Origin of the sequence: Reyranella sp., assembly GCF_030651995.1 — a bacterium.
Classification (GTDB): Bacteria; Pseudomonadota; Alphaproteobacteria; order Reyranellales; family Reyranellaceae; genus Reyranella.
The window spans coordinates 28,572-49,269 of the sequence record NZ_JAUSBN010000069.1 but is presented as its reverse complement, the minus strand read 5'-3'; the positions used below and the strand labels follow the sequence as shown (position 1 = coordinate 49,269).

The window sequence follows — 20,698 nt, the reverse complement described above, 5'->3', positions numbered from 1 at the left end:
GCCCACCATCGCCGCCTGCAACGGCCCGGCGGTCGGCGTCGGCATCACCATGCAGCTCGCGATGGACATTCGCCTTGCCTCGGAAGCGGCACGCTACGGCTTCGTGTTCACCCGCCGCGCCATCGTCATGGAAGCCTGCTCGAGCTGGTTCCTGCCGCGCCTGGTCGGGCCGCAGCAGGCGCTGGAGTGGGTCATGACCGGGCGGGTTTTCGGCGCCGAGGAAGCGCTGGCTGGCCGCCTCGTGCGCTCGATCCACAAGCCCGATTCCCTGCTGCCGGCGGCCTATGCGCTGGCGCGCGAGATCGCCGACAACACCGCGCCGGTCTCGGTCGCGTTGAACCGCCAGATGATCTGGAAGATGCTGGGCGCCGACCATCCGATGGAAGCGCACAAGGTCGATTCCAAGGGCATCTACTCGCGCGGCAAGTCCGACGACGTGAAGGAGGGCGTGACCGCCTTCCTCGAAAAGCGCCCGGCCCGCTTCCCCATGAAGGTGAGCGACGGCATGCCGTCCTACTTCCCGTGGTGGCAGGAGCGTAAGTTCAACTAGCCGATCTTTCTCCGTGACCGGCGGCGGTTGCCGCGCTGCGCGCCTTGCGGCAATCTGCCGGAAAACAAGCCTGTCATGGAGGAAACGATGACCAAGCTGCAGATGCGGCGCCGGACCCTGCTGGCGGCCGCCCCGATCGTACTGGCGGCTCCGCATGTCGCGCGGGCGCAGGCCAAGCCCGAGAAGAGCAAGGTCATCCTGGCCGTCGGCGGCAAGTCGGCACTCTATTACCTTTCGCTGACCATCGCCGAGCGCAAGGGCTTCTTCAAGGAAGCCGGTATCGACGTCGAGATCAACGACTTCCAGGGCGGCGCCAAGTCGCTGCAGGCCCTGATGGGCGGCAGCGCCGACGTCGTCGCCGGCGCCTACGAGCACACGATCCGTATGCAGCAGCGCGGCCAGGATGTGACGGGCTTCGCGCTGATCGGCCGCGGCATGCAGATCTGCATCGCGTTGCGCAACGACGTGGCCGCCCGGGTGAAGGGGCCGTCAGACATCAAGGGCATGAAGTTCGGCGTCACGGCGCCAGGCTCCTCGACCCACATGCTGCTTAATTTCTGGGCGGCCAAGGGTGGCTTGAAGGCCAGCGACGTGGTGGCGATCGGTGTCGGTGCCGGCGCCTCGGTCATCGCTGCGGTAGAGAAGGGAGAGGTCGACGGCGTGTCCCAGACCGATCCCGCGCTCACCATCCTGACCAACAAGAACCTGGTGAAGGTCGTCGTCGACACGCGCACGACCAAGGGCAATCAGGAAGTGTTCGGCGGTGCCTTTCCGGCAGGCAGTCTCTATTCGCAATCCGACTTCATCAAGAAGAACCCCGGTACGACGCAGGCGCTGGCCACCGGCATCGTGCGCGCCAACCAGTGGCTGCAGAACGCTTCGCCGGCTGACGTCGCCAGTGCCGTGCCCGAGGGTTACCTGCTGGGCGACCGTGCCATCTACGAGAAGTCGTTCGCCGGCGTCCGCGAGACGATCTCGCCCGACGGGACCATGCCGGCTGGAGCGATGGAGAATTGTCTCAAGTTCCTGGCCGAGAGCGATCCAGCCATCAAGCCCGCGACGATTAAGCTCGCGGACACGTGGAACAACGAGTTCGCCCAGCGTGCCGCCAAGCGCAGCTGACCGGACGTGACGACAACGAAGGACGTGCCGGCACTGGCGCTGGCCGATATCACCTGTCGCTTCGCCGCCCGCGACGATGCGAGCAAAGCCTACACCGCTGTTGCGGACGCCACGCTGAATGTCGCGCGCGGTGAGTTCGTGTCGGTGGTCGGGCCGACCGGCTGCGGCAAGTCCACTCTGCTCAACGTGGCGGCGGGACTGCTGGAGCCGTCATCGGGCACCGTCGAAGTTTTCGGCGAGAGGTTGCTGGCAACGCAGGGCGTGAACCGGCGGGCGGGCTACATGTTCCAGGCCGATGCGTTGATGCCTTGGCGCACCGGCATCGACAATGTGATCGCAGGCCTCGAATTTCGCGGCGTCCCGCGCGCGGAAGCGGTCGGGCAGGGCGAGGCGTGGCTGCGCCGCGTCGGGCTGGCGGGGTTCGGGGACCGTTATCCGCACCAGATGTCCGGCGGCATGCGCAAGCGGCTTGCGCTCGCCCAGACGCTGATCCTCAGTCCCGACATCCTGCTGATGGACGAACCCTTCTCGGCGCTGGACGTGCAGACGCGCCAGCTCATGGAGAACGAGCTGCTGGCGCTGTGGGCCGAGGATCGCAAGTCGGTGCTGTTCATCACCCACGATCTCGAGGAGGCCATCGCGCTCTCCGATCGCGTGGTCGTACTCTCGGCCGGCCCGGCAACTCGGCCAATCGGCGACTTCAAGGTGGATCTGCCGCGCCCACGCGACGTGCAGGAGATCCGCATGACGCCCGCCTTCCTCGACCTGCATCGCGAGATCTGGGCCGCGATGAAGGAAGAGGTGCTGAAGGCCTACGAACAGCAGAAGGCGATCTGAGATGCGGCTCAGGATCCTGCAACTGCTTCTCCTCGGCCTGCTGATCGTGGCCTGGTACGTCATGACGGCGCCCGGGCTGATCCCGCCCTTCTATTTCGACAAGGCCAACCGCGCCGCCTTCTTCTTCGGCGAGCCGCAGAAGGTCTTTTGGGTGATCGTCGACTGGTTCGCGAGCGGCGAGATCTTCCCCCATCTCGGCATCACCCTGCTCGAGACGGCGCTGGGCTTCACGATCGGTGCGGCGGCGGGGCTGGGCATCGGCCTATGGCTGGCTTTGTCACCCACCGCCTCGGCGATCACGGATCCCTATATCAAGGGCTTCAATTCCATGCCGCGCGTCGTGCTGGCGCCCATCTTCGCGGTCTGGTTCGGCCTCGGGATCTGGTCGAAGGTGGCGCTGGGCGTGACGCTCGTCTTCTTCGTGGTGTTCTTCAACGTCTATCAGGGCGTGCGCGAGGTCAGCCCCAACCTGATTGCCAATGCCCGCATGCTGGGCGCTTCGCAACGCCAGCTCCTGCGCTCGATCTACCTGCCGAGCGCCATGAGTTGGGTGTTCGCCAGCCTGCACAACGCGGTGGGCCTGGCCTTCGTGGGCGCCGTGGTGGGCGAGTATCTCGGCTCCTCGATGGGTGTTGGCTATCTGATCCTCCAGGCTGAGGGCACGTTCGATATCAACACCGTGTTCGCCGGCATCCTGGTCCTCACGGCCTGCGCCCTCGTGCTCGACAGCCTGGTCGGCGTCGTCGAGCGCCGCCTGATGACCTGGCAGCCCAAGGCCGGGCAGACGGAAAAGGTCTAGCTACCTGCCGGTAAACCTCGCGGCCCGCTTCTCGAGATAGTGGGCCACGCCTTCCTTGAAGTCCGAGGTCTGGAACGACAGTTCCATCTCGTGATTTGCCTGGAGCGTGGCCTCGGCCAGCGTCTGGAACTGGGCCTCCCAGAGCTGGCGCTTCATCACCGCCACCGAGCGCGGCGAGACCGTGTTGGCCAAGAGGGTGGCATAGGCGCGAGCCTCGGCCAGCAGCTTGTCGTCGGGAATGACCCGGTTCACCAGGCCCAACGCCAGTGCCTCGGGCGCGCGGAACTTGCGGGCCGAGCAGAGAAGGTCGAGCGCGGTCGGCAGGCCGACCAGCCGCGGCAGCAGCCAACTGATCCCGTGCTCGGCGATCAGGCCGCGCTGGGCGAAGGCCGTGGTGAACACCGCCGATTCGCCCGCGAAGCGCAGGTCGGCATAGAGCGGGATCACCATGCCGAGGCCGGCGGCCGGGCCGTTGATCGCCGCGATGATGAACTTCGGGATCGCCGGGAAATAGGAGTAGTTCATCCTGAACTCGGGCAGCGTGCTGCCGCCGGGAAGCCCCTCCTGGGCCTTGGTCGACCTGTCGGCCGAGGCCCCCGAGCCGATCGCCTGGAGGCCCCCCATGTCGGCGCCGGCACAGAACCCACGACCCGCACCGGTCAGGATGATGGCCCGCACCTCAGGGTCGGCGCCAGCCGTGTGCATGGCGTCCTTGAGGTCGAAATGCATCTGCCGGGTCCAGGCATTGAGCCTCTCGGGACGATTCAGGGTGATCGTGCAGATGCGCTCCGCGACGTCGTAGAGGACGGTCTCGTACGCCATATGGGGGTCTCCTCCTGTGCATTCTTGAGAGTGGCATGATGGGCAAAAGGCCGCGACGATACAAACGCGGAGGATAGCTATCGAGCAGACACGCGTGCGTTTCTGGTCAATATTGCAGTTGAAGCGAAGTAAATGAAGCAGAGGCGGTAAATGGCAAAGCGAGAGTTCGCCCATCCCAGCGAGATGCAGAAGCACGTGGGGGAGGAAATCGGTGTGAGCGACTGGGTTGAGATCACGCAGGAGCGGATCAACCTCTTCGCCGATGCGACCGGCGACCATCAATGGATCCATGTCGACGTCGAGCGGGCGAAGAAGGACATGCCGGGCGGCAAGACCATCGCCCACGGGTTCCTGACCCTGTCGCTGATCCCGATGCTCAGCCAACAGATTTCGCACATCAACAACGTGCGCAACGGCATCAACTACGGTTGCAACAAGGTGCGCTTCACCAGCCCGGTTCCGGCCGGCTCGAAGGTGCGCGCGCGCGCCAAGCTGATCGCGGCCGATCCGATGGACAAGGGCGGCGTGCGCCTGACCAACCAGGTCACCATCGAGATCGAAGGCCAGGAGCGTCCGGCCTGCGTGGCCGAGACCATGTCCATCGTCTACGGCACCTGAGGGACCGCGTTTGCTGACACGCGAGGACCTGACGTCGGAACGGATCGACCAGATCGTCGCCGACGCCCGAGCCGCCGGCTACGACTTCTTCCTGTCGTCGCCGGAGCGCGAGGCCAGCCTTAACGAGGCGCTGCTCGACCGTCCGCCGGGCGAGGAGACCTGGGTTTTCGCCTACGGCTCGCTGATGTGGAATCCGGCCCTCGAATATGCCGAGGTCCAGCCCTGCAGCGTGGAAGGTTGGCGCCGCTCCTTCTGCTTCTGGACGCCGATGGGTCGGGGCACGCCGGAACTGCCGGGTCTGATGCTGGCGCTGGCCGACGGCGGACAGTGCGAAGGCATCGCCTATCGCCTGTCGCCCGAACTCGTGCGGCAGGAACTGGGCCTGCTGTGGAACCGCGAGATGCTGGCGGGCGTCTACAAGCCGCGCTGGGTGCCGACGAAGCTGCGGGATGGGCGCACTGTCAGCGCCGTGACCTTCGTCGTCGAGACCGGGCACTGCCAGTATTGCGGCGACCTGCCGATCGAGCGCGCCGCCTACCACATCGCCTTCGCCGAGGGCCGCCGCGGCGCGTGCCGCGAGTACCTGTTGAATACCGCGGAGCATGCGCGGTCGCTCGGCATCCACGATCCCTATCTCGAGGAGCTGGTGGCCCGTGTCGTCCGGCTGCGCGAGGGTCGGGCGCCCGACATCGCGTTGGCCTGACATCTGATCGTCGGAGGGGGCGACGCACTCGCCTCTCGGAAGCCGCCGAACCGTCGATGGTGCGGGGTCGCAGGGCCTGTGACATAGTTGCGGCGTGTCCGCTCTCGTAGCCCGCTGGCTCGCGCTGCCGCCGAATTTGCGCGGGATCCTCTGGGTCGCTTTGTCGGGCGTCCTGTTCGCCCTGCTCAACGTCTTCACGCTGATCCCGGCGCAGCATCTCAATCCCTACGTGATGGCCTTCCTGCGCTATTTCTTCGGCGCATTGTTCCTCGTGCCGATCGTGATGCGCCTTGGCCTCTACCGCTCGCTGCACACGAGGCGGCTGCCCCTGCACATCTCGCGCGGAGCCATCCATACCGCGGGCATGATGCTGTGGTTCGTGGCGCTGCCGCTCACCACCCTGGCCGAGATCACGGCGCTGGGGTTCACCGGGCCGATTTTCGTCACGATCGGCGCCGCGCTGTTCCTCGCCGAGAAGGTGCGGCTGCGGCGCTGGATGGCCGTCATCGTGGGCTTCATCGGCGCCATGATCATCATCCGGCCGGGCTTCGGCGACATCCATATCGGCGTCATCTGCATCCTGATCTCGACGCCGATCTTCTCGGCCTCGAACCTGATCTCCAAGGCGCTGGCCCGCACCGATTCGGCGACCACGATCGTGATCTGGCAGAACGTCGTGATCGTCGTCTGCGCCTTGCCGTTCGCGCTGTGGTTCTGGCAGACGCCGGAGTGGGGCGACATCGTCTGGTTCCTGCTGGCTGGACTGGCCGGCACGCTCGGCCATATCTGCCAGCAGCGCGGCTACCAGCTCGCCGACATCACGTTGCTGCAGCCGATCGGCTTCCTGTCGCTGATCTGGAACACGATGCTGGGCTATTTCCTGTTCTTCCAGAAGCCGGACGTCTGGACCTTCGTCGGCGCGGCGGTGATCTTCGCCAGCGCCCTGTACATCTCCCACCGCGAGGCGGTGCGGCGGGCGCAGATCAAGACGGCAACGGCGAAGGCCAATCCAGAGGCTTGATGGAGCATGACACAAAAAACCCGTCGTCCTGAGCGGAGCGCCATAGGCGCGTAGTCGAAGGACCTCTTTTCGCTTCAACGCACCGTGCGTCGGAAAAGAGGTCCTTCGACTGCGCCGCCCTTTGGGCGGCTTCGCTCAGGGCGACGGGAGTTATTGGAACAGGCGCTCAGCCGCCGGTCACGCTCATGTGCCGCGGCACCGCGGGGCCGCTGTGGCGGCGGTCGATGATGAAGTCGTGGCCCTTGGGCTTGCGCGCGATCGCCTCGGTGATGGCGCGGTCCAGGACCTCGTCGCTCTCCGACGCGCGCAGCGGCGCGCGCAGGTCGGCCGCATCTTCTTGGCCCAGGCACATATAGAGCGTGCCGGTGCAGGTGAGGCGCACGCGGTTGCAGCTTTCGCAGAAATTGTGGGTGAGGGGCGTGATGAAGCCCAGCCGCCCGCCGGTCTCCTCGACCCGGAAGTAACGCGCGGGGCCGCCGGTCCGGTAATCCGTCTCGGTGAGCGTGAAGTGCCGGGCAATCTCGGTGCGGGCCAGGGACAGCGGCAGATACTGGTCGAGCCGCGCCGCGTCGCCGATCTCGCCCATCGGCATGACCTCGATCAGCACGAGGTCCATGCCGCGGCCGTGGCTCCAGCGGATCATCTCCTCGAACTCGCCGTCGTTGACGCCGCGCAGCGCCACCGCGTTGATCTTGATCGCGAGCCCGGCGCGCTGGGCGGCATCGAGGCCGCGCATCACCTGGTCGAGATCGCCCCAGCGCGTGAGCTGGCGGAATTTGTCGCGATCGAGCGTGTCCATCGACACGTTCACCCGCCGCACGCCGATGTCGGCGAGTTCCTGGGCGTACCTGGCGAGCTGGCTGCCGTTGGTGGTGAGCGTGAGCTCCTCCAGGGCGCCGCTGTCGAGGTGCCTGCCGAGGCCGCGGAACAGCGACATCACGTTCTTGCGCACCAGCGGCTCGCCGCCGGTCAGGCGCAGCTTCTTGACGCCGCGGCGGACGAAGGCCGTGCACAGGCGCTCCAGCTCCTCGAGCGACAGAACCTCCGCCTTGGGCAGGAAGGTCATGTCCTCGGCCATGCAGTAGACGCAGCGGAAATCGCAGCGATCCGTCACGGAGACGCGGAGGTAGGAGATGTGGCGGCCGAACGGGTCGATCATGGCTCTTCGGTTACGATGACGCTGGGATAATGGGCATGCGACATACCCCCTGCAAGGGGCGATTCCGGCCCCGATATCGTCAGCAGCCGCAGGAGGTTTTCGACCGTGTCGGCCTCGGCGGCCGGCTTGTCGGTCCGGATGCGGCTGATGCGCGGGAAGCGCATGGCCACCCCGGATTTGTGGCGGGTCGAGCGGGCGATGCCATCGAAGGCGATCTCCAGGACCAGCTTCTGCTCGACCTCGCGGACCGGGCCGTAGCGGTTGGTCGTGTGGTCGCGCACCCATTTGTCGAGCCAGCGCAGCTCCTCGTCGGTGAAACCGAAATAGGCCTTCCCGACCGGCGCCAGCTCCCGTCCGCCCGCCGCCCCATCTCGCCAGCAGCCGAAGGTGAAGTCGGAGTAGAAGGAGCTGCGCTTGCCGTGGCCGCGCTGGGCATACATCAGCACGCAGTCTGCGAGCATCGGGTCGCGCTTCCACTTGAACCACGGACCCTTGGGCCGGCCGGACAGATAGGCGCTGTCGCCGCGCTTCAGCATCAGCCCCTCGATGCCGTCGGCCCGCATCTCCTCGCGCTTGGCCGCAAGCTCTACCCAGTCGGCGAAGGTCACCAGCGGCGAGAGATCGAAGCGCGGCCGCTCCTTCCGCGCGATCCAGGCTTCGAGGCGAACGCGGCGCTCGTCGAAGGGGAGGGCGCGCAGATCCACGCCTTCGAGCCACAACACGTCGTAGAGGCGGACATGCGCCGGATGCTCCTTCAGCATCTTCGGGGTCACCGTCTTGCGGTTCAGCCGCTGCTGCAGGTCGTTGAACGGCGCCACCGCCGTCTCGCGGCGCACCAGCAGCTCGCCGTCGAACACGCTCTCGAAGTCGATCGCCTCGATGATGTCGGGAAAGGCCCCGGACACGTCCTCGCCGGCGCGGCTGTAGAGGCGCTTCAGCCCGCCGGATGCGGCAACCTGCACGCGGATGCCGTCCCATTTCCACTCGGCACGGAAATGCGCGGGATCGAGCGCGTCGAGCTCGCTGCGGTCGATCGGATTGGCCAGCATCGCCGGCAGGAAGGCGGCACCGGCGTTGGACTGCGGTCGCGGCGCGCCCTGCAGCAGCCAGTCGAACAGCGGCCGATAGGGCACCTCCAGCCCGTGCCAGACCTCCTCGACGGCATCGACCGGCTGGCTGCCGATGTTGGCAACCGCCTGCTTGGCGAGGCGCGCCGAGACGCCGACCCGCAGCGCGCCCGTGAGAAGTTTCAGGAGGGCCCAGCGGCCGGTCGAATCGAGGGCATCCAGCCAGCGTTTCAGGATCGCCGGCGTCTGGGTGCGCGTGGCCCGCTGCAGCGTCTCGACGACCTCGCCGAGTGTCGGGGGTGGTCCGGCAGCGGGGTCGGTCTTCCAGATCAGCGCCAGAGTTTCGGCGAGATCGCCGACATAGTCGTAGGAGAGGGCGAACAGCTCCTCGCCGATCTTCTCCTGGCCGAAGCCGCGCAGCAGCGCCGGCTTGGCCGAGGGAAAGTCGAGCCCGCCGGTCAGTGCCGCCAGCGCCCAGCCGCGGTCGGGATCCGGTGTCTCGCGCAGGTAGGTCTCGATCAGCCGCAGCTTGGCGTTGCGGGCCGGCTGGAAGGAGAGGGAGTCGAGAAGGCGGGCGAAGGCCTGCACGTTCAGGACTCCTCGTCCTCGCGGCCGGCCAGGTGCAGCGCCTCGGCGTCGATGCCGAGCCCGCGCGCATAATGGACCAGCGCCTCCTCGCGGCCGTGCGTCACCCAGACCCTGGGCGCGCCCACATCCTTCAGGGTCTGCGTGAGTTCCGGCCAGTCAGCGTGATCGGAGATCACCAGCGGTAGCTCAGCCCCGCGTTGCCGCGCTCGCGCACGCACGTTCATCCAGCCGGAGCATACGGCGGCGATCGGATCGGCGAAGCGCCTCGACCAGCGGTCGGCGAGGGCCGAGGGCGGGCAGAGCACGATGGCGCCCTTGAAGGTCTCGAGAATCGCCTCGGAAACCGGTGCCACATCACCGAGATCGACGCCATGATCCTGGTAGAGCTTGCACAGGGATAGCAGGCCGCCATGCAGCCAGATGCGCTTGTCGTAGCCGGCCTCGCGCAGCAGGCGGATAACCCTCTGGCACTTGCCGAGCGCATAGACGCCCACCAGATGAGTGCGCTCGGGAAAGGTGGCGACGGAGCGCAGCAGCTTGCCGATCTCGCCGGCATCGGAGGGATGATGGAAGACCGGCAGCGCGAAGGTCGCCTCGGTGATGAACACGTCGCAGGGTACGGGCTCGAACGGCGGACAGGTCGGATCGGGCCGGCGCTTGTAGTCGCCCGATACGACGATGCGCTGGCCCCTGTATGCCAGCACGGCCTGCGCCGAGCCGAGAATATGACCGGCCGGCGCGAAGCCGACCTCGACCTCACCGATGCGCACGCTCTCGCCGTATTTCAGCGCCTGCTGCTCGGTGTCGGGCATGTCCTGGAACCGAGTGCGCATGATCGCCAGCGTCTCGGGCGTCGCCAGCGCCTTGCGATGGCCCGGCCGCGCATGGTCGCCATGCCCGTGCGTGATCACCGCGCGCGGCACGGCAAAGGCCGGATCGATGTAGAAATCGCCCGGTTCGCAATAGAGGCCGCGCGGCGTCGGATAGAGCCACGTACGGGGATTCAGGGTCTCGGTTGCCGTCGTGATTGCCATGGCTCCTGATGCATCCTACCCCACAGATATGGGGCTTCACGCGTGTTATGCATCGGGTGTTGGCGAGTTTGACAACACTCCTTGGTGTTGGCATTTTTGCCAACACAATGAACGCCACGCTGATCGTTCGCTCCAAGACGGTTACCGCTGAAGGAGACATTATCGAATTCGTTGTGCGGCGTGTTCCAGCCCCTGTGCCGCCAAGCCGGCATGATTTCAAGTATCGTGCGGCTTATGTCGTCGAAGGGAAACGGGTCGTCGGCTTCGACAACGAACGTGGCAAGGGAGACCATAAGCACGTCATGGGCCGCGAGACGGTTTACCGGTTCACGTCGGTCGAGCAGATGATCGAGGACTTCATCAGCGAGGTCGATGCCATTCGGAGGCAAAGATGACGAAGCGCACTTTAACCATCCGGCTAAAGCAAGATTGGAAATCCAGCCTGAGAGCCGCAGCCCGCAAGGCGACCAGCAGGAGTTACCAGGGCGAAGAACTCCATTTTGAGACCGCTGCTGTTTTCTTTTCAAAGCTCACTGAGCGGCGATGGGAGCTCATCGGTGCTTTGCAAGGAAAGGGCGCGATCTCGATTAGAGAGCTGGCACGCCAATCCAAGCGCGATGTTAAGCGTGTGCATGAGGATGTGGCTACTCTGGTCGAATTGGGCATATTCGAGCGAGAGGCCTCGGGCGTCTCCTGTCCGTTCGACCTGATTCACGTCGACTTTGAGATTGCCAGAGCTGCTTGAGGTTGGTTGCGGCACAGTTGCTTCCCGACTTGTTTAAGCGCTGGTTCGAAAGTCGCGGCTGGGCGCCGCGGCCGCATCAGCTCGCGCTGGTCGAGCTGGCGCGACAGGGCAAGAGCGCGCTGCTGATCGCGCCGACCGGCGGTGGCAAGACGCTGGCGGGCTTCCTGCCGTCACTGATCGAACTCACGGAGCGGCGGCAGGCTGGCCAAGACCTCGCCTACAAGAAGGGGCAGGGGGAGCTGCACACGCTCTACATCTCGCCCTTGAAGGCGCTCGCGACCGACATCCGCCGCAACCTCGAACAGCCGCTGGCCGAGATGCAGCTGCCGGTGCGCGCCGAGAGCCGGACCGGCGACACGCCCCAGAGCCGGCGTTTGCGCCAGCGCGAGCGGCCGCCCGACCTTCTTATGACGACGCCGGAGTCGCTGGCGCTGCTGCTCTCCTATCTCGATGCGGCGAAGTTCTTCGCCAGCCTCAAATGCGTGATCATCGACGAGCTGCACGCCTTCGCGACCAGCAAGCGCGGCCATCACCTGGCGCTCTGCCTGTCGCGGCTGGCCACGCTCGCCCCGCAGGCGCGGTTCGTCGGCCTGTCCGCCACCGTCGCGGATCCGCCGGCACTCGCGGAGTTCCTCAATCTGCGCGACCAGCCAGTCGAGATCGTGATGGGCGAGCCCGGCGCGCCGCCGGTCGTCTCGATCATCGATGCGCACGAGCGGCTGCCGTGGGGCGGCCACATGGGACGCCATGCGGTGCCCGAGATCTACAACATCATCCGGCAGCACAAGACGTCGATCATCTTCGTCAATACCCGGGCGCAGGCGGAGCTGGCCTTCGATGCGCTGTGGCGCATCAACGACGACAATCTGTCGATCGGCCTGCATCACGGGTCGCTGGCCGTCGAGCAGCGCCGCAAGGTCGAGGCGGCGATGGCGGCGGGCAAGCTGCGCGCGGTGGTCGCCACCTCGTCGCTCGATCTCGGCATCGACTGGGGCGACGTCGATCTCGTCATCCAGATGGGCGCGCCCAAGGGCGTCAGCCGCCTGATGCAGCGCATCGGTCGCGCCAACCACCGGCTCGACGAGCCCAGCCGCGCCATGATCGCGCCGGCCAATCGCTTCGAGGTGCTTGAATCCCTGGCGGCGCTGGAAGCCGTCGAGGCACGCGAACTCGACGGTGATCCGCCGCGACCGCCTTGTCTGGATGTGCTGGCCCAGCACATCGTGGGCTCCGCCTGTGCCCAGCCGATCGACCGCGAGGCCTTCTTCGCCGAGGTGCGCCGGGCGCAGCCCTATCGCGACCTGCCGCGCAAGGATTTCGACGACACGTTCGACTTCGTGGCGACCGGCGGTTATGCGCTGGCGGCCTACGATCGCTGGCACCGGCTGAAGCAGCTCCCGGATGGGCGCTGGATGCTGGCCTCGCCACTGGTGGCCAAGCAGTTCCGCATGAATGTCGGCACCATCGTCGAGCTGCCCCTGATGAAGGTGCGGCTGCGGCGCGGCGCGGTGCTGGGCGAGGTCGAGGAGGGCTTCGTGCAGGGGCTGGTGCCGGGCGACACGTTCGTGTTCGCCGGCCGCCTGCTGCGCTTCGAGGGCGTCAAGGAACTGGCGGCGATCTGTTCGCCGGCCTTCAGCGGCGATCCCAAGGTGCCGGCCTATGGCGGCGGCCGGCTGCCGCTCTCGACCTTCTTGGCCGACCGCGTGCGCGGCATCCTGCAGGACCCGCTGAAGCATCCCAAGCTGCCGGCCGAGGTGCAGGAGTGGCTGCGCATCCAGGTCTTCCGCTCGATGCTGCCGCCGGCCGACAAGCTGTTGGTCGAAGGCTTCCCGAGGGGCGGCAAGCAGTTCCTGGTCGCCTATTGCTTCGAGGGCCGCAACGCGCACCAGACTCTGGGCATGCTGCTGACGCGGCGCATGGAGCGCATGGGCCTGCGGCCGCTCGGCTTCGTCGCCACCGACTATGTGCTGGGCCTCTGGGGGTTGCGGTCGGCGTCGCCGAAGCAGCTCGATGAGCTGTTCGACGAGGACATGCTGGGCGATGATCTCGAGGCCTGGATGGACGAATCGAGCATGCTGCGGCGCTCCTTCCGCAACGTCGCGGTGATCGCCGGCCTGATCGAACGCCGCTTTCCCGGCGAGGAGAAATCGCGCCGCCAGGTCACGTTCAGCTCCGACCTGATCTACGACACGCTGCGCCAGCACGAGCCCAACCACATCCTGCTGCGCGCCACGCGCCAGGATGCGGCCTGGCAGCTCGCCGATCTCAAGCGGCTGGGCGACCTGCTGAAGCGCGCCAAGGGCCGCATCGTCTATCGCCGGCTCGACCGCATCTCGCCGCTGGCCGTGCCGGTCCTGCTCGAGATCGGCAAGGAACGCGTCCTCGACGGCACCGCCGAGGACGAGCTGCTGGACATCGCCGCCCAGGAGCTGATCGACGAGGCGACGCGGCTCTGAGCAGGCAGTCAGATACCCTGGAACGTCCAATCGATGGCGTCGACGATCCTGTCGCGAAATGCCCCGAGATTTGCCACTGAATGGCGTAGCCCCGTCACCGGCACATTGGTCATGGAGGGCATGAGTAGAACAAATTCCCGGTCGCCGATCTCGACAACGGGCATCAGCCGACCGCTGATCGGACCGATTTCGGCCCGTGGGGCCAGGAAGGCAATGATGCGTTCACGGCCAAGTGCTGCGATATCGGCTTGAAGGACCACCAAGTAGGGGTACGCCCGGCGGGCTCGCACGAGCGTGTTGGGAAAGACCTCAAGCTGCATCGTCACGATCGGCAAGATGTTCCCGCAACATCTCGGCCGGAGAGCCGTGCTTCTCGACGTAGGCGTTATAGGCGCCGAGATCCTGGCTGATCTCGGCTCTGACCTTCTCGGAGATGCGCACGGCCAGAGCCTCGGCCAATGCCGCTTCGGCCACCTGCGACGCATTGATGCCCTGAGCCTTGGCCTTGGCGTAGAGGTCGCCATTCAGAGTGAGGCTGACCGTGCGCTTTCGGGCCGCTGGATCGTAGTTGAGCTGCCTCATTGCTGTATTCCACTCGAAAACACATGTGTCTCCAACACGTGTAATTTGAGGTTGGTCGTCAAGAGTTGAGGGGCTCAATGGAAGTCCCGGCTCTGGATGCGGATTTTGGGCCGGTCGAGGACGACGAGGCTTCGGTCGTACTTCGGCTGGCCGGCCGGCTTTTCAGGGACATTCCGGCTCGAGCGATGGCGCGTGGCGTTGGCCTCTGCGACCTTCACCCGACGGTCGCCGGGATCGCTGCGGACCTCGTCGCCACGGCCGTTGGTCAGGTGGAACAAGTCGAGCTCGGAGATCGAGTCCAGTTCGGCCGAGAGGTCCCACAGCTCATCCGCGACCAGATGGATCACCTTGTAGTTATCCTCGCCCTGGCACTGGATGCGACCGCGCACGGCCATCATCCGGGCCCCCATGACGATGCGGCGATGGGCGTCGAACACCTTGGGCCAGACCACGAGGTTGGCGATGCCGAACTCATCTTCAAGCGTGACGAACACCACGCCCGAAGCGGTGCCCGGTCGCTGGCGCACCAGGACGAGACCCGCCAAGGTCAGGAGCTGGCCATTCATCGACGCCTTCAGCGCCTCGGTGCTGGACATGCCGCGCTGCGCGAGAGTGGCCCGCAGCAGCTCCATCGGGTGCGATCGCAGCGACATCGAGAAGCTGCTGTAATCGTCGACCACCTGTTCGCCGAGCGTCAGTGCCGGAAGGACGACGGCGGGCTCGACGTCGCAGGCTCCCGACTCCGTATCGAGCAACGGCAGTTGCCCATCGGAGAAGCCGCGCACCGCCCACAATACGTCGCGGCGCGTGAGGCCGAGGGACGCGAAGGCATCGGCACGGGCCAGCGCCACGATCTGCTTCTTGCTGAGGCCACTGCGCCGCCACAGGTCGGAGGGATCGCGATAGGGCCTGCCGCCCCGGTTCGCGACCATCTGCCTGGCCGCGTCCTCGGAAAGCCCCGTGACCTGACGCAGGCCAAGACGCAGCGCGCAGCGGTTGTTCCGTCCCGGCTCCAGGGTGCAATCCCAGTCGCTGTCGTTGATGTCGGGCGGCCGTATGTTGACGCCATGCTCCTTTGCGTCACGCACGAGCTGGGCCGGCGCGTAAAATCCCATCGGCTGGGCGTTGAGCAGGGCCGCGGCAAAGACTTCAGGATAGTAGTGCTTCACGTAGGACGAGGCGTAGACCAGGATCGCGAAGCTCGCGGCATGGCTCTCGGGGAAGCCATACTCGCCGAAGCCTTCGATCTGCCTGAAGCAGCGCTCGGCGAAGTCGCGATCGTATTTCTTCCCCACCATGCCTTCGATGAAGGGAGTCTTGAACTTGTGGATGGTGCCGTTGTGGCGGAACGTCGCCATGGCGCGGCGCAGTTCGTCGGCCTTCTCCGGCGAGAATCCCGCACCGACGATGGCGATCTGCATCGCCTGTTCTTGGAACAGGGGAACACCCAGCGTTCTCTCGAGGACCGCCTTGAGTTCGTCCCTCGGATAGACGACGGCGCGGGGATTGGCGCGGTTCTTCAGGTAGGGATGCACCATGCCGCCCTGGATGGGTCCCGGCCGCACGATCGCCACCTGGACGACGAGATCGTAATACTCCCTGGGCTGTAGCCGCGGCAGCATCGACATCTGCGCCCGGCTCTCGACCTGGAAGACGCCGACCGAGTCGGCGCGACACAGCATCTCGTAGACGTTCTCGTCGGTCGGCCGCATGGCGAGCGACAGCTTCTCTCCGAAATGCTTCTCGATCAGGGCAAAGCTCTTGCGCAGCGCCGTCAGCATGCCGAGCGCCAGCACGTCGACCTTGTAGATCTCCAGTACGTCGAGGTCGTCCTTGTCCCACTCGACGACGGTGCGCTTCTCCATCGCCGCGTTCTGGATGGGCATCAGCTCGTCGAGGCGGCCCTCGGTCAGCACGAAGCCGCCGACATGCTGGGAGAGGTGACGCGGGAAGCCGCACAGCGCCGACGAAAGTTCGAGCGCCAGCATGATGCGCGGGTCCATCGGGTCGAGACCCGCTTCCCGCACATGGTCGACCTTCACGCCGCTCGACCCCATGCCCCACACCGTGTCGGCCATCACGCCCACCATGTCGGGCGACAGGCCCAGAACCTTGCCGACCTCGCGGATGGCGCTGCGGCTCCTGAAGGAGATCACCGTGGCCGCCAGGGCGGCGCGGTTGCGGCCCTTCGTTTCGTAGATCCACTGAATGATCTCTTCGCGCCTCTCATGCTCGAAGTCGACGTCGATGTCGGGCGGCTCGTTGCGCGAGTTGGACAGAAAGCGCTCGAACAGCACTTCCGTCTCGTTGGGATTCACCGAGGTGACACCCAGGCAGTAGCAGACGGCGGAGTTGGCGGCAGAACCGCGGCCCTGGCATAGGATGCCGCGATCACGCGCCTCCCTGACGATCTCTTGCACCGTCAGGAAGTAAGGCGCGATTTGCTTGTGACCGATGAGTGCGAACTCGCGTCGGATCGTGCTGGCCACCTTGTCCGGGACGCCTTCCGGATATCGCCATTTCGCACCCTCCCAGGTCAGGCGGACGAGCTTGTCCATGGGGGTCTCGCCGCCCTCGTAGACGACCGGATACTGGTAGGTGAGTTGTCGAAGCGAGAAGCCGCAGCGCTTCACGATCTCCTGGGTATGCGCGATGGCATGGGGATGGCGGCGAAACAGGCGCGCCATCTCTGCGGGGTCCTTGAGATGGCGTTCTGCGCTGACGAAGCGCCGGAAGCCAAGCTCCTCGACGGTGCAGCCCAGGCGGATCGCCGTCACGACATCCTGCAGCGCCCGCCGCTCGGGGACATGATAGTGGACGTCGTTGGTGGCGACGAACTTCATCCCCATCTCGGTGACGAGATCGTCGAGCCGGGCCAGCCGCCGCGCATCGTCGCCCCGGAACAGCATCGTGCCCGCGAGGTAGCAGCGGTCGCCGAACAGTCCGGCCAGGGCCCGCAGCCTGTCGCGGAAGGCCGGGTCTCCGGGATCGCGAGGCGGCAGCACGATGGCCAGCAGGCCCTCTGCATGCCCGGCCAGATCGTCGAAGCTGATGTCGCACTGGCCCTTCTCGGTGCGACGGTTGCCCAGGGTCAGCAGGCGGGACAGGCGCTTGTAGGCGTCGAGGTCGGTCGGATAGGCGAGCAGCGAAAAGCCGTCGCGCGTTTCGAGGCGGCTGCCGGCCAGCAGCTTTATTCTGTCGCACGTGGGATCCTTTGGCTTCTTCTCGTCGCGCGAAGCTGCGAAGGCACGCACGACGCCGGCCAGCGTGTTGCGGTCGGTGATGCCGATGGCGGTATGGCCGAGCTCGATCGCCCGTTCGACCAGTTCCTGCGGGTGCGAGCCACTGCGCAGGAAGCTGTAGTTGGTGGTGACCTGGAGCTCGGCGTAGTCCATGGCATCAGCGATCGACGAGTTCGTCCGCCTGGGTGAGCGGGACACCCCGCACCGCAATGCCTTCGCTCTTCAGCGCCAGCAGGAACGCCTCGTCCGCGCTGACCAGCGGCGCCTGGGCGGACTCGGCACAGGCGGCATAGAAGCATTCGTGCACCGGCCGGCCGCATTGCAGGGCGATGGCCAGCGCGCGGTTGCGCAGTTGAGACGATTCGACGAAGGCCGAGATGAACGACGGCAGCGCGATGTTGCGCACGATGGGCTCGGCCTGTTCGGCCGTGATTTCACCGCGTGTCGTCTTCTGCCAGGCCAGCTCGGCGACGCCCGCGATCAGGATGTCGGGCGCGATCACCTCGTGACGGTTGGCCAACAGGGAGCGTGCCTGTGGCCGCAAGGGCTCCTCGACGAACCATTTGATGGCGACGCCGGGATCGACGACGACGATCACGTGCCGCCTCCCATCTGGGCGACGGATCGCGGTGTCATGGCGGCGATGCGGTCGGCCTCTTCCAGCGGATCGAGCACCAGCGGCTGGCCCGACGCGTAGGTCAGCAGGTCACGCAGGTCGGCCTCCAGCGAGCGGCCCCTGGCACGCGCATGGATCTTCAGGCGTTCGATGATCGCGACATCGAGGCCGCGGATGGTGAGCGTGGTGCCCCGTCTGGCCGTTGCTGTTGCCGTCTCCATTTCCCTCTCCCCTTCAGGCGCAGAAACCGTGGAGGAACCAGCGGGCGGTCGGATGACCGTTGGCGGCGAGCTGGTAAGGCCCGTCGCGGAACAGCCAGAAGCGGCCGCCGTCATCGTCCTCGACGCGGTAGTAATCGCGCACCGGCGGCAGGGTGCCGGCCGGCGGATGAGTGCCGTCGGACCGCGGTCGCCACCATTCATTGGCGATCCGTTCCGGGCCGTCGGCGCGCACGATGCGGTGGGCATGCCGCCGCCAGTGGAAGACCGAGGGCGGATCGTCGGGCACGAAGGCGGTGACCTCGACGGGCTCGGGTCGCTGCAGCAGGCGCGTTGGCCGTGCGCCCTTGAGGCTCGCGACGCGGCGCCAGGCGCCCGCCGCTGCGGGCTTCGATGAAACAGCCGCAGCGACCTGTACGCGTTCGGGCAGATGGCTGTCGCGCGACAGCAGCCGCACGACATTTTCCGATCCCAGCCGCAGCGCCAGACGGTCGGCGAGATCGATCATGCCGTCGACGCCCGAGGCGATGCCGGGCGCGTTCTGGTCGGGCAGCGCATCTTGCGTGCCGCTCCAGGCTTCGACCTCGGGGGCGGCCAGGATCATCAGCTCGACGCCGAAGCCGGGATCGAGCTCGCCCAGCCTCTCCTCGAACAGCTTCATCAGCTTCGGGTTGTCGCGGTTGGGCCGGCTGGTGCCGATCGAGGTGCGGTCGACCGATCCGTCGACACGATAGAGCGCGATCTCGAGCTGGCGCGCGCCGACACCGGCCTGTTCGAACTGTCGGCAAAGTGCTGCCAGCAGCCGGCTGGTCGCGGCGGCGATGTCCTCGGCCCGGCCGATCGGCTCGGCAAAGGCGAGGCGCGTGCGGAAGGCGGGCGGCAGGCGGCGCGGCTCGATCGGCTCGGCGAGCGTACCCAGCGCCTGGTCGAGGCGATTGAGCGGCTGGTTGCCGAAGCGGCGGGCGAGCGGCGCACGCGGCATGGGATAGAGATCGCCGATGCGGCGCAGGCCGAGCTTCAGGAAGGCCTCGAGGATCGGCGGGTCGAGCCGCAGGCCTTCGACCGGCAACGAGCCGAGCGCATCGCGCTGGCCGCGCGACGGGCAGAAGAGATCGGCCTGGCGCTCGGCGAAGCGCGCCAGTGCCCAGGCGGCGCCCGCCGTGTCGGCCATCGCGGCGCGACAGGAAAGGTCGCGGCGGGCCAGCCGCGTGACCAGGTCGGCCAGCAGCGCCCGTTCGCCGGCCTCGCCCTCGCCGAAGAGATGCGTGCAGCCCGTTACGTCGAGCAGCAGGCCGGCATCACCGCCGAAGCCGCCGGCGCTGCAGGTCTTTTCGATGTCATCGGCAAGGGCCCCGCCCATCGGATCGATCGCCACCCACGGCGTGTAGCGATCGCACCAGCCCGCGATCGCCTCGATCAGGCGAAGGTCGGCCTGTGGTTCGCCCGCGACCGTGACGAGGTCAGGGAGCAGGGCGCGCGCATCGGCCAGCCGCATGCGTGGACGCAGGCCGGCGGCCCGGGCGTGCGGATTGACGGCGGCGAGGCGCGGGCAGCCGTCGTGCCAGACGACGGTGGCGGTGGCCCTATCCGACCAGTCTTTCTTCGAAGCGCGCGCCAGACGATCCGTGGAGAGCTTGGGGAACCACAGCGAGACAATGCGTTTCATCGTTCCACTCCAGGAGCCAGGACGGTGTTTCGGCGGCGGACGGCGTGCCGAAGCGGTTGCGCCGAAGTTCGAGGCGCCAGCGCGCGGCGCCGACATCCTTGAGACCCGGCGTCGAGCAGGAGGGCGCGGAGGCGATCCGCCACCGGGTCGCGCATACGCTTTGCGGCGGCGCCGGCTGGGCGCGCAGCAGCAGGGCGGGCACGCCGTTCTTCTCGGCGGCCAGCGACAGGCGGCGGCCGGCCGTGGGATCGGCCGCCCGCGTCTCGCCCAGCACGGCGGCGATGCCGGGGCAGCGCAGCCCTTCCTCCATCGCCCAGAAGAGATCCTCGTCGCGATGGGCCGTGACCATCAGCAGGCGCGCCGGATCGAACCAGGGGGAGAGCGCGGACGCATAGGGCGGCGCGTCGAAGCGGCCGGTCGGGCGGCGGCACCACAGGATCGTGCCCGGCCCGAAGCGACCGAGCAGATGGGCGGCGAAGCCCAGCGCGGCCCCGTCATGGGGCGCCACGCGGCCGGAGGGGCAGGGCCCGGCCTCGATCTCGTGCAGGGCGCCCGTCAGCAACCCGCCCTCGGGCAGCAGGGCGTCGATGGCCGCAATCCCAAGGGGAACCGCGGCCGCTTTGCCGCTTCTCTGGACACTGTTTGCCCTCTCCAGACGCCTTACTTTTTCCCGCAGGGCCGCAGGGACCAGAGTCGCCAGATCGTTGGCGGCCTTGGAAGCAGGGGAAGCAAAGGCACTCGGGGAAATGACCGGCATCGCCCCCTCGTCGGTCTGGTGGACGGGCTGTGGGTTAAATGTTCTTGTTTTGTTCTAGTTCCTTCACAATCGCGAGTCAACGGCACTCAGGGCTGG

At 66.8% G+C, this 20,698-nt stretch carries 21 protein-coding genes; 10 read left to right on the top strand and 11 right to left on the bottom strand.

Going from position 1 to position 20,698, the window contains the following annotated elements; all coding sequences use genetic code 11:
- From Q7V45_RS21680 to Q7V45_RS21665, 4 genes are all read left to right on the top strand, one after another.
- Positions 1-550, top strand: a 550-nt coding sequence (locus tag Q7V45_RS21680; RefSeq protein ID WP_304855981.1) for an enoyl-CoA hydratase-related protein, incomplete at its 5' end; no start/stop codon positions are given.
- A gap of 87 nt (positions 551-637) precedes the next feature.
- Entirely contained in the window at positions 638-1,672 is a 1,035-nt protein-coding gene (locus Q7V45_RS21675; protein WP_304855979.1) for an ABC transporter substrate-binding protein, read from the top strand.
- A gap of 6 nt (positions 1,673-1,678) precedes the next feature.
- Positions 1,679-2,509 carry an ABC transporter ATP-binding protein gene (locus Q7V45_RS21670; protein WP_370692643.1) on the top strand — a complete coding sequence of 277 codons (831 nt, stop codon included), beginning with the start codon at positions 1,679-1,681 and terminating at the stop codon, positions 2,507-2,509.
- A 1-nt stretch (position 2,510) separates the two neighbouring features.
- Positions 2,511-3,308, top strand: coding sequence for an ABC transporter permease (locus Q7V45_RS21665; protein ID WP_304855977.1), 798 nt, complete (start codon positions 2,511-2,513; stop codon positions 3,306-3,308).
- Here Q7V45_RS21665 and Q7V45_RS21660 read toward each other — a convergent pair whose 3' ends face one another.
- Positions 3,309-4,130: an enoyl-CoA hydratase gene (locus Q7V45_RS21660; RefSeq protein ID WP_304855975.1), complete on the bottom strand. Its 822-nt coding sequence runs from the start codon at positions 4,128-4,130 to the stop codon at positions 3,309-3,311.
- A 150-nt stretch (positions 4,131-4,280) separates the two neighbouring features.
- On the opposite strand from Q7V45_RS21660, the gene Q7V45_RS21655 reads away from it, so the two are divergent.
- The 3 genes from Q7V45_RS21655 to Q7V45_RS21645 all read left to right on the top strand — a co-directional run bounded on the left by Q7V45_RS21655 (position 4,281) and on the right by Q7V45_RS21645 (position 6,472).
- Positions 4,281-4,748, top strand: coding sequence for a MaoC family dehydratase (locus tag Q7V45_RS21655; RefSeq protein WP_304855973.1), 468 nt, complete (start codon positions 4,281-4,283; stop codon positions 4,746-4,748).
- Positions 4,749-4,758: 10 nt separating this feature from the next.
- Positions 4,759-5,451, top strand: a complete 693-nt coding sequence (locus tag Q7V45_RS21650; protein ID WP_304855971.1) for a gamma-glutamylcyclotransferase — start codon at positions 4,759-4,761, stop codon at positions 5,449-5,451.
- 94 nt (positions 5,452-5,545) lie between these two features.
- Positions 5,546-6,472, top strand: a complete 927-nt coding sequence (locus Q7V45_RS21645; protein WP_304855968.1) for a DMT family transporter — start codon at positions 5,546-5,548, stop codon at positions 6,470-6,472.
- A gap of 166 nt (positions 6,473-6,638) precedes the next feature.
- Here Q7V45_RS21645 and moaA read toward each other — a convergent pair whose 3' ends face one another.
- Genes moaA through Q7V45_RS21630 form a run of 3 tightly spaced genes read right to left on the bottom strand, consistent with a single transcriptional unit; the run spans position 6,639 to position 10,320 of the window.
- Positions 6,639-7,631, bottom strand: coding sequence for a GTP 3',8-cyclase MoaA (gene moaA / locus Q7V45_RS21640; protein WP_304855966.1), 993 nt, complete (start codon positions 7,629-7,631; stop codon positions 6,639-6,641).
- Complete coding sequence (locus Q7V45_RS21635) at positions 7,628-9,286, bottom strand: cisplatin damage response ATP-dependent DNA ligase (RefSeq protein WP_304855964.1); 1,659 nt, start codon at positions 9,284-9,286, stop codon at positions 7,628-7,630. Before Q7V45_RS21635 ends, moaA begins: the two co-directional genes overlap by 4 nt.
- A 2-nt stretch (positions 9,287-9,288) precedes the next feature.
- The gene (locus Q7V45_RS21630) at positions 9,289-10,320 is read right to left on the bottom strand and encodes a ligase-associated DNA damage response exonuclease (RefSeq protein WP_304855962.1); all 1,032 of its coding nucleotides are present in this window, start codon (positions 10,318-10,320) and stop codon (positions 9,289-9,291) included.
- A gap of 107 nt (positions 10,321-10,427) precedes the next feature.
- Between Q7V45_RS21630 and Q7V45_RS21625 the strand changes: the two genes are divergently transcribed.
- From Q7V45_RS21625 to Q7V45_RS21615, 3 genes are read left to right on the top strand one after another with little or no spacing between them, the layout of a single operon-like run.
- The gene (locus Q7V45_RS21625; RefSeq protein WP_304855959.1) at positions 10,428-10,715 is read left to right on the top strand and encodes a DUF6516 family protein; all 288 of its coding nucleotides are present in this window, start codon (positions 10,428-10,430) and stop codon (positions 10,713-10,715) included.
- The gene (locus Q7V45_RS21620; RefSeq protein WP_304855956.1) at positions 10,712-11,065 is read left to right on the top strand and encodes a hypothetical protein; all 354 of its coding nucleotides are present in this window, start codon (positions 10,712-10,714) and stop codon (positions 11,063-11,065) included. The genes Q7V45_RS21625 and Q7V45_RS21620 overlap by 4 nt, the downstream gene beginning before the upstream one ends.
- A complete protein-coding gene (locus Q7V45_RS21615) occupies positions 11,062-13,521 on the top strand; it encodes a ligase-associated DNA damage response DEXH box helicase (protein WP_304855953.1) in 2,460 nt (819 codons plus the stop codon). The genes Q7V45_RS21620 and Q7V45_RS21615 overlap by 4 nt, the downstream gene beginning before the upstream one ends.
- 8 nt (positions 13,522-13,529) lie before the next feature.
- On the opposite strand, the gene Q7V45_RS21610 is transcribed toward Q7V45_RS21615, so the two are convergent.
- The 7 genes from Q7V45_RS21610 to Q7V45_RS21580 form a co-directional block, all read right to left on the bottom strand.
- A complete protein-coding gene (locus tag Q7V45_RS21610; RefSeq protein WP_304855988.1) occupies positions 13,530-13,847 on the bottom strand; it encodes a CcdB family protein in 318 nt (105 codons plus the stop codon).
- Entirely contained in the window at positions 13,831-14,103 is a 273-nt protein-coding gene (locus tag Q7V45_RS21605) for a type II toxin-antitoxin system CcdA family antitoxin (protein ID WP_304855950.1), read from the bottom strand. Before Q7V45_RS21605 ends, Q7V45_RS21610 begins: the two co-directional genes overlap by 17 nt.
- Before the next feature lie 74 nt (positions 14,104-14,177).
- Positions 14,178-17,498 carry an error-prone DNA polymerase gene (locus Q7V45_RS21600; RefSeq protein WP_304855947.1) on the bottom strand — a complete coding sequence of 1,107 codons (3,321 nt, stop codon included), beginning with the start codon at positions 17,496-17,498 and terminating at the stop codon, positions 14,178-14,180.
- A 4-nt stretch (positions 17,499-17,502) separates the two neighbouring features.
- Positions 17,503-17,943 carry a type II toxin-antitoxin system VapC family toxin gene (locus Q7V45_RS21595; RefSeq protein ID WP_304855944.1) on the bottom strand — a complete coding sequence of 147 codons (441 nt, stop codon included), beginning with the start codon at positions 17,941-17,943 and terminating at the stop codon, positions 17,503-17,505.
- A complete protein-coding gene (locus Q7V45_RS21590) occupies positions 17,940-18,182 on the bottom strand; it encodes a hypothetical protein (RefSeq protein WP_304855942.1) in 243 nt (80 codons plus the stop codon). The genes Q7V45_RS21595 and Q7V45_RS21590 overlap by 4 nt, the downstream gene beginning before the upstream one ends.
- Before the next feature lie 13 nt (positions 18,183-18,195).
- Positions 18,196-19,845, bottom strand: coding sequence for a DNA polymerase Y family protein (locus tag Q7V45_RS21585; protein WP_304855941.1), 1,650 nt, complete (start codon positions 19,843-19,845; stop codon positions 18,196-18,198).
- Positions 19,763-20,602, bottom strand: a complete 840-nt coding sequence (locus Q7V45_RS21580) for an ImuA family protein (protein WP_304855939.1) — start codon at positions 20,600-20,602, stop codon at positions 19,763-19,765. The genes Q7V45_RS21585 and Q7V45_RS21580 overlap by 83 nt, the downstream gene beginning before the upstream one ends.
- Between the last annotated feature and the right edge of the window lie 96 nt (positions 20,603-20,698).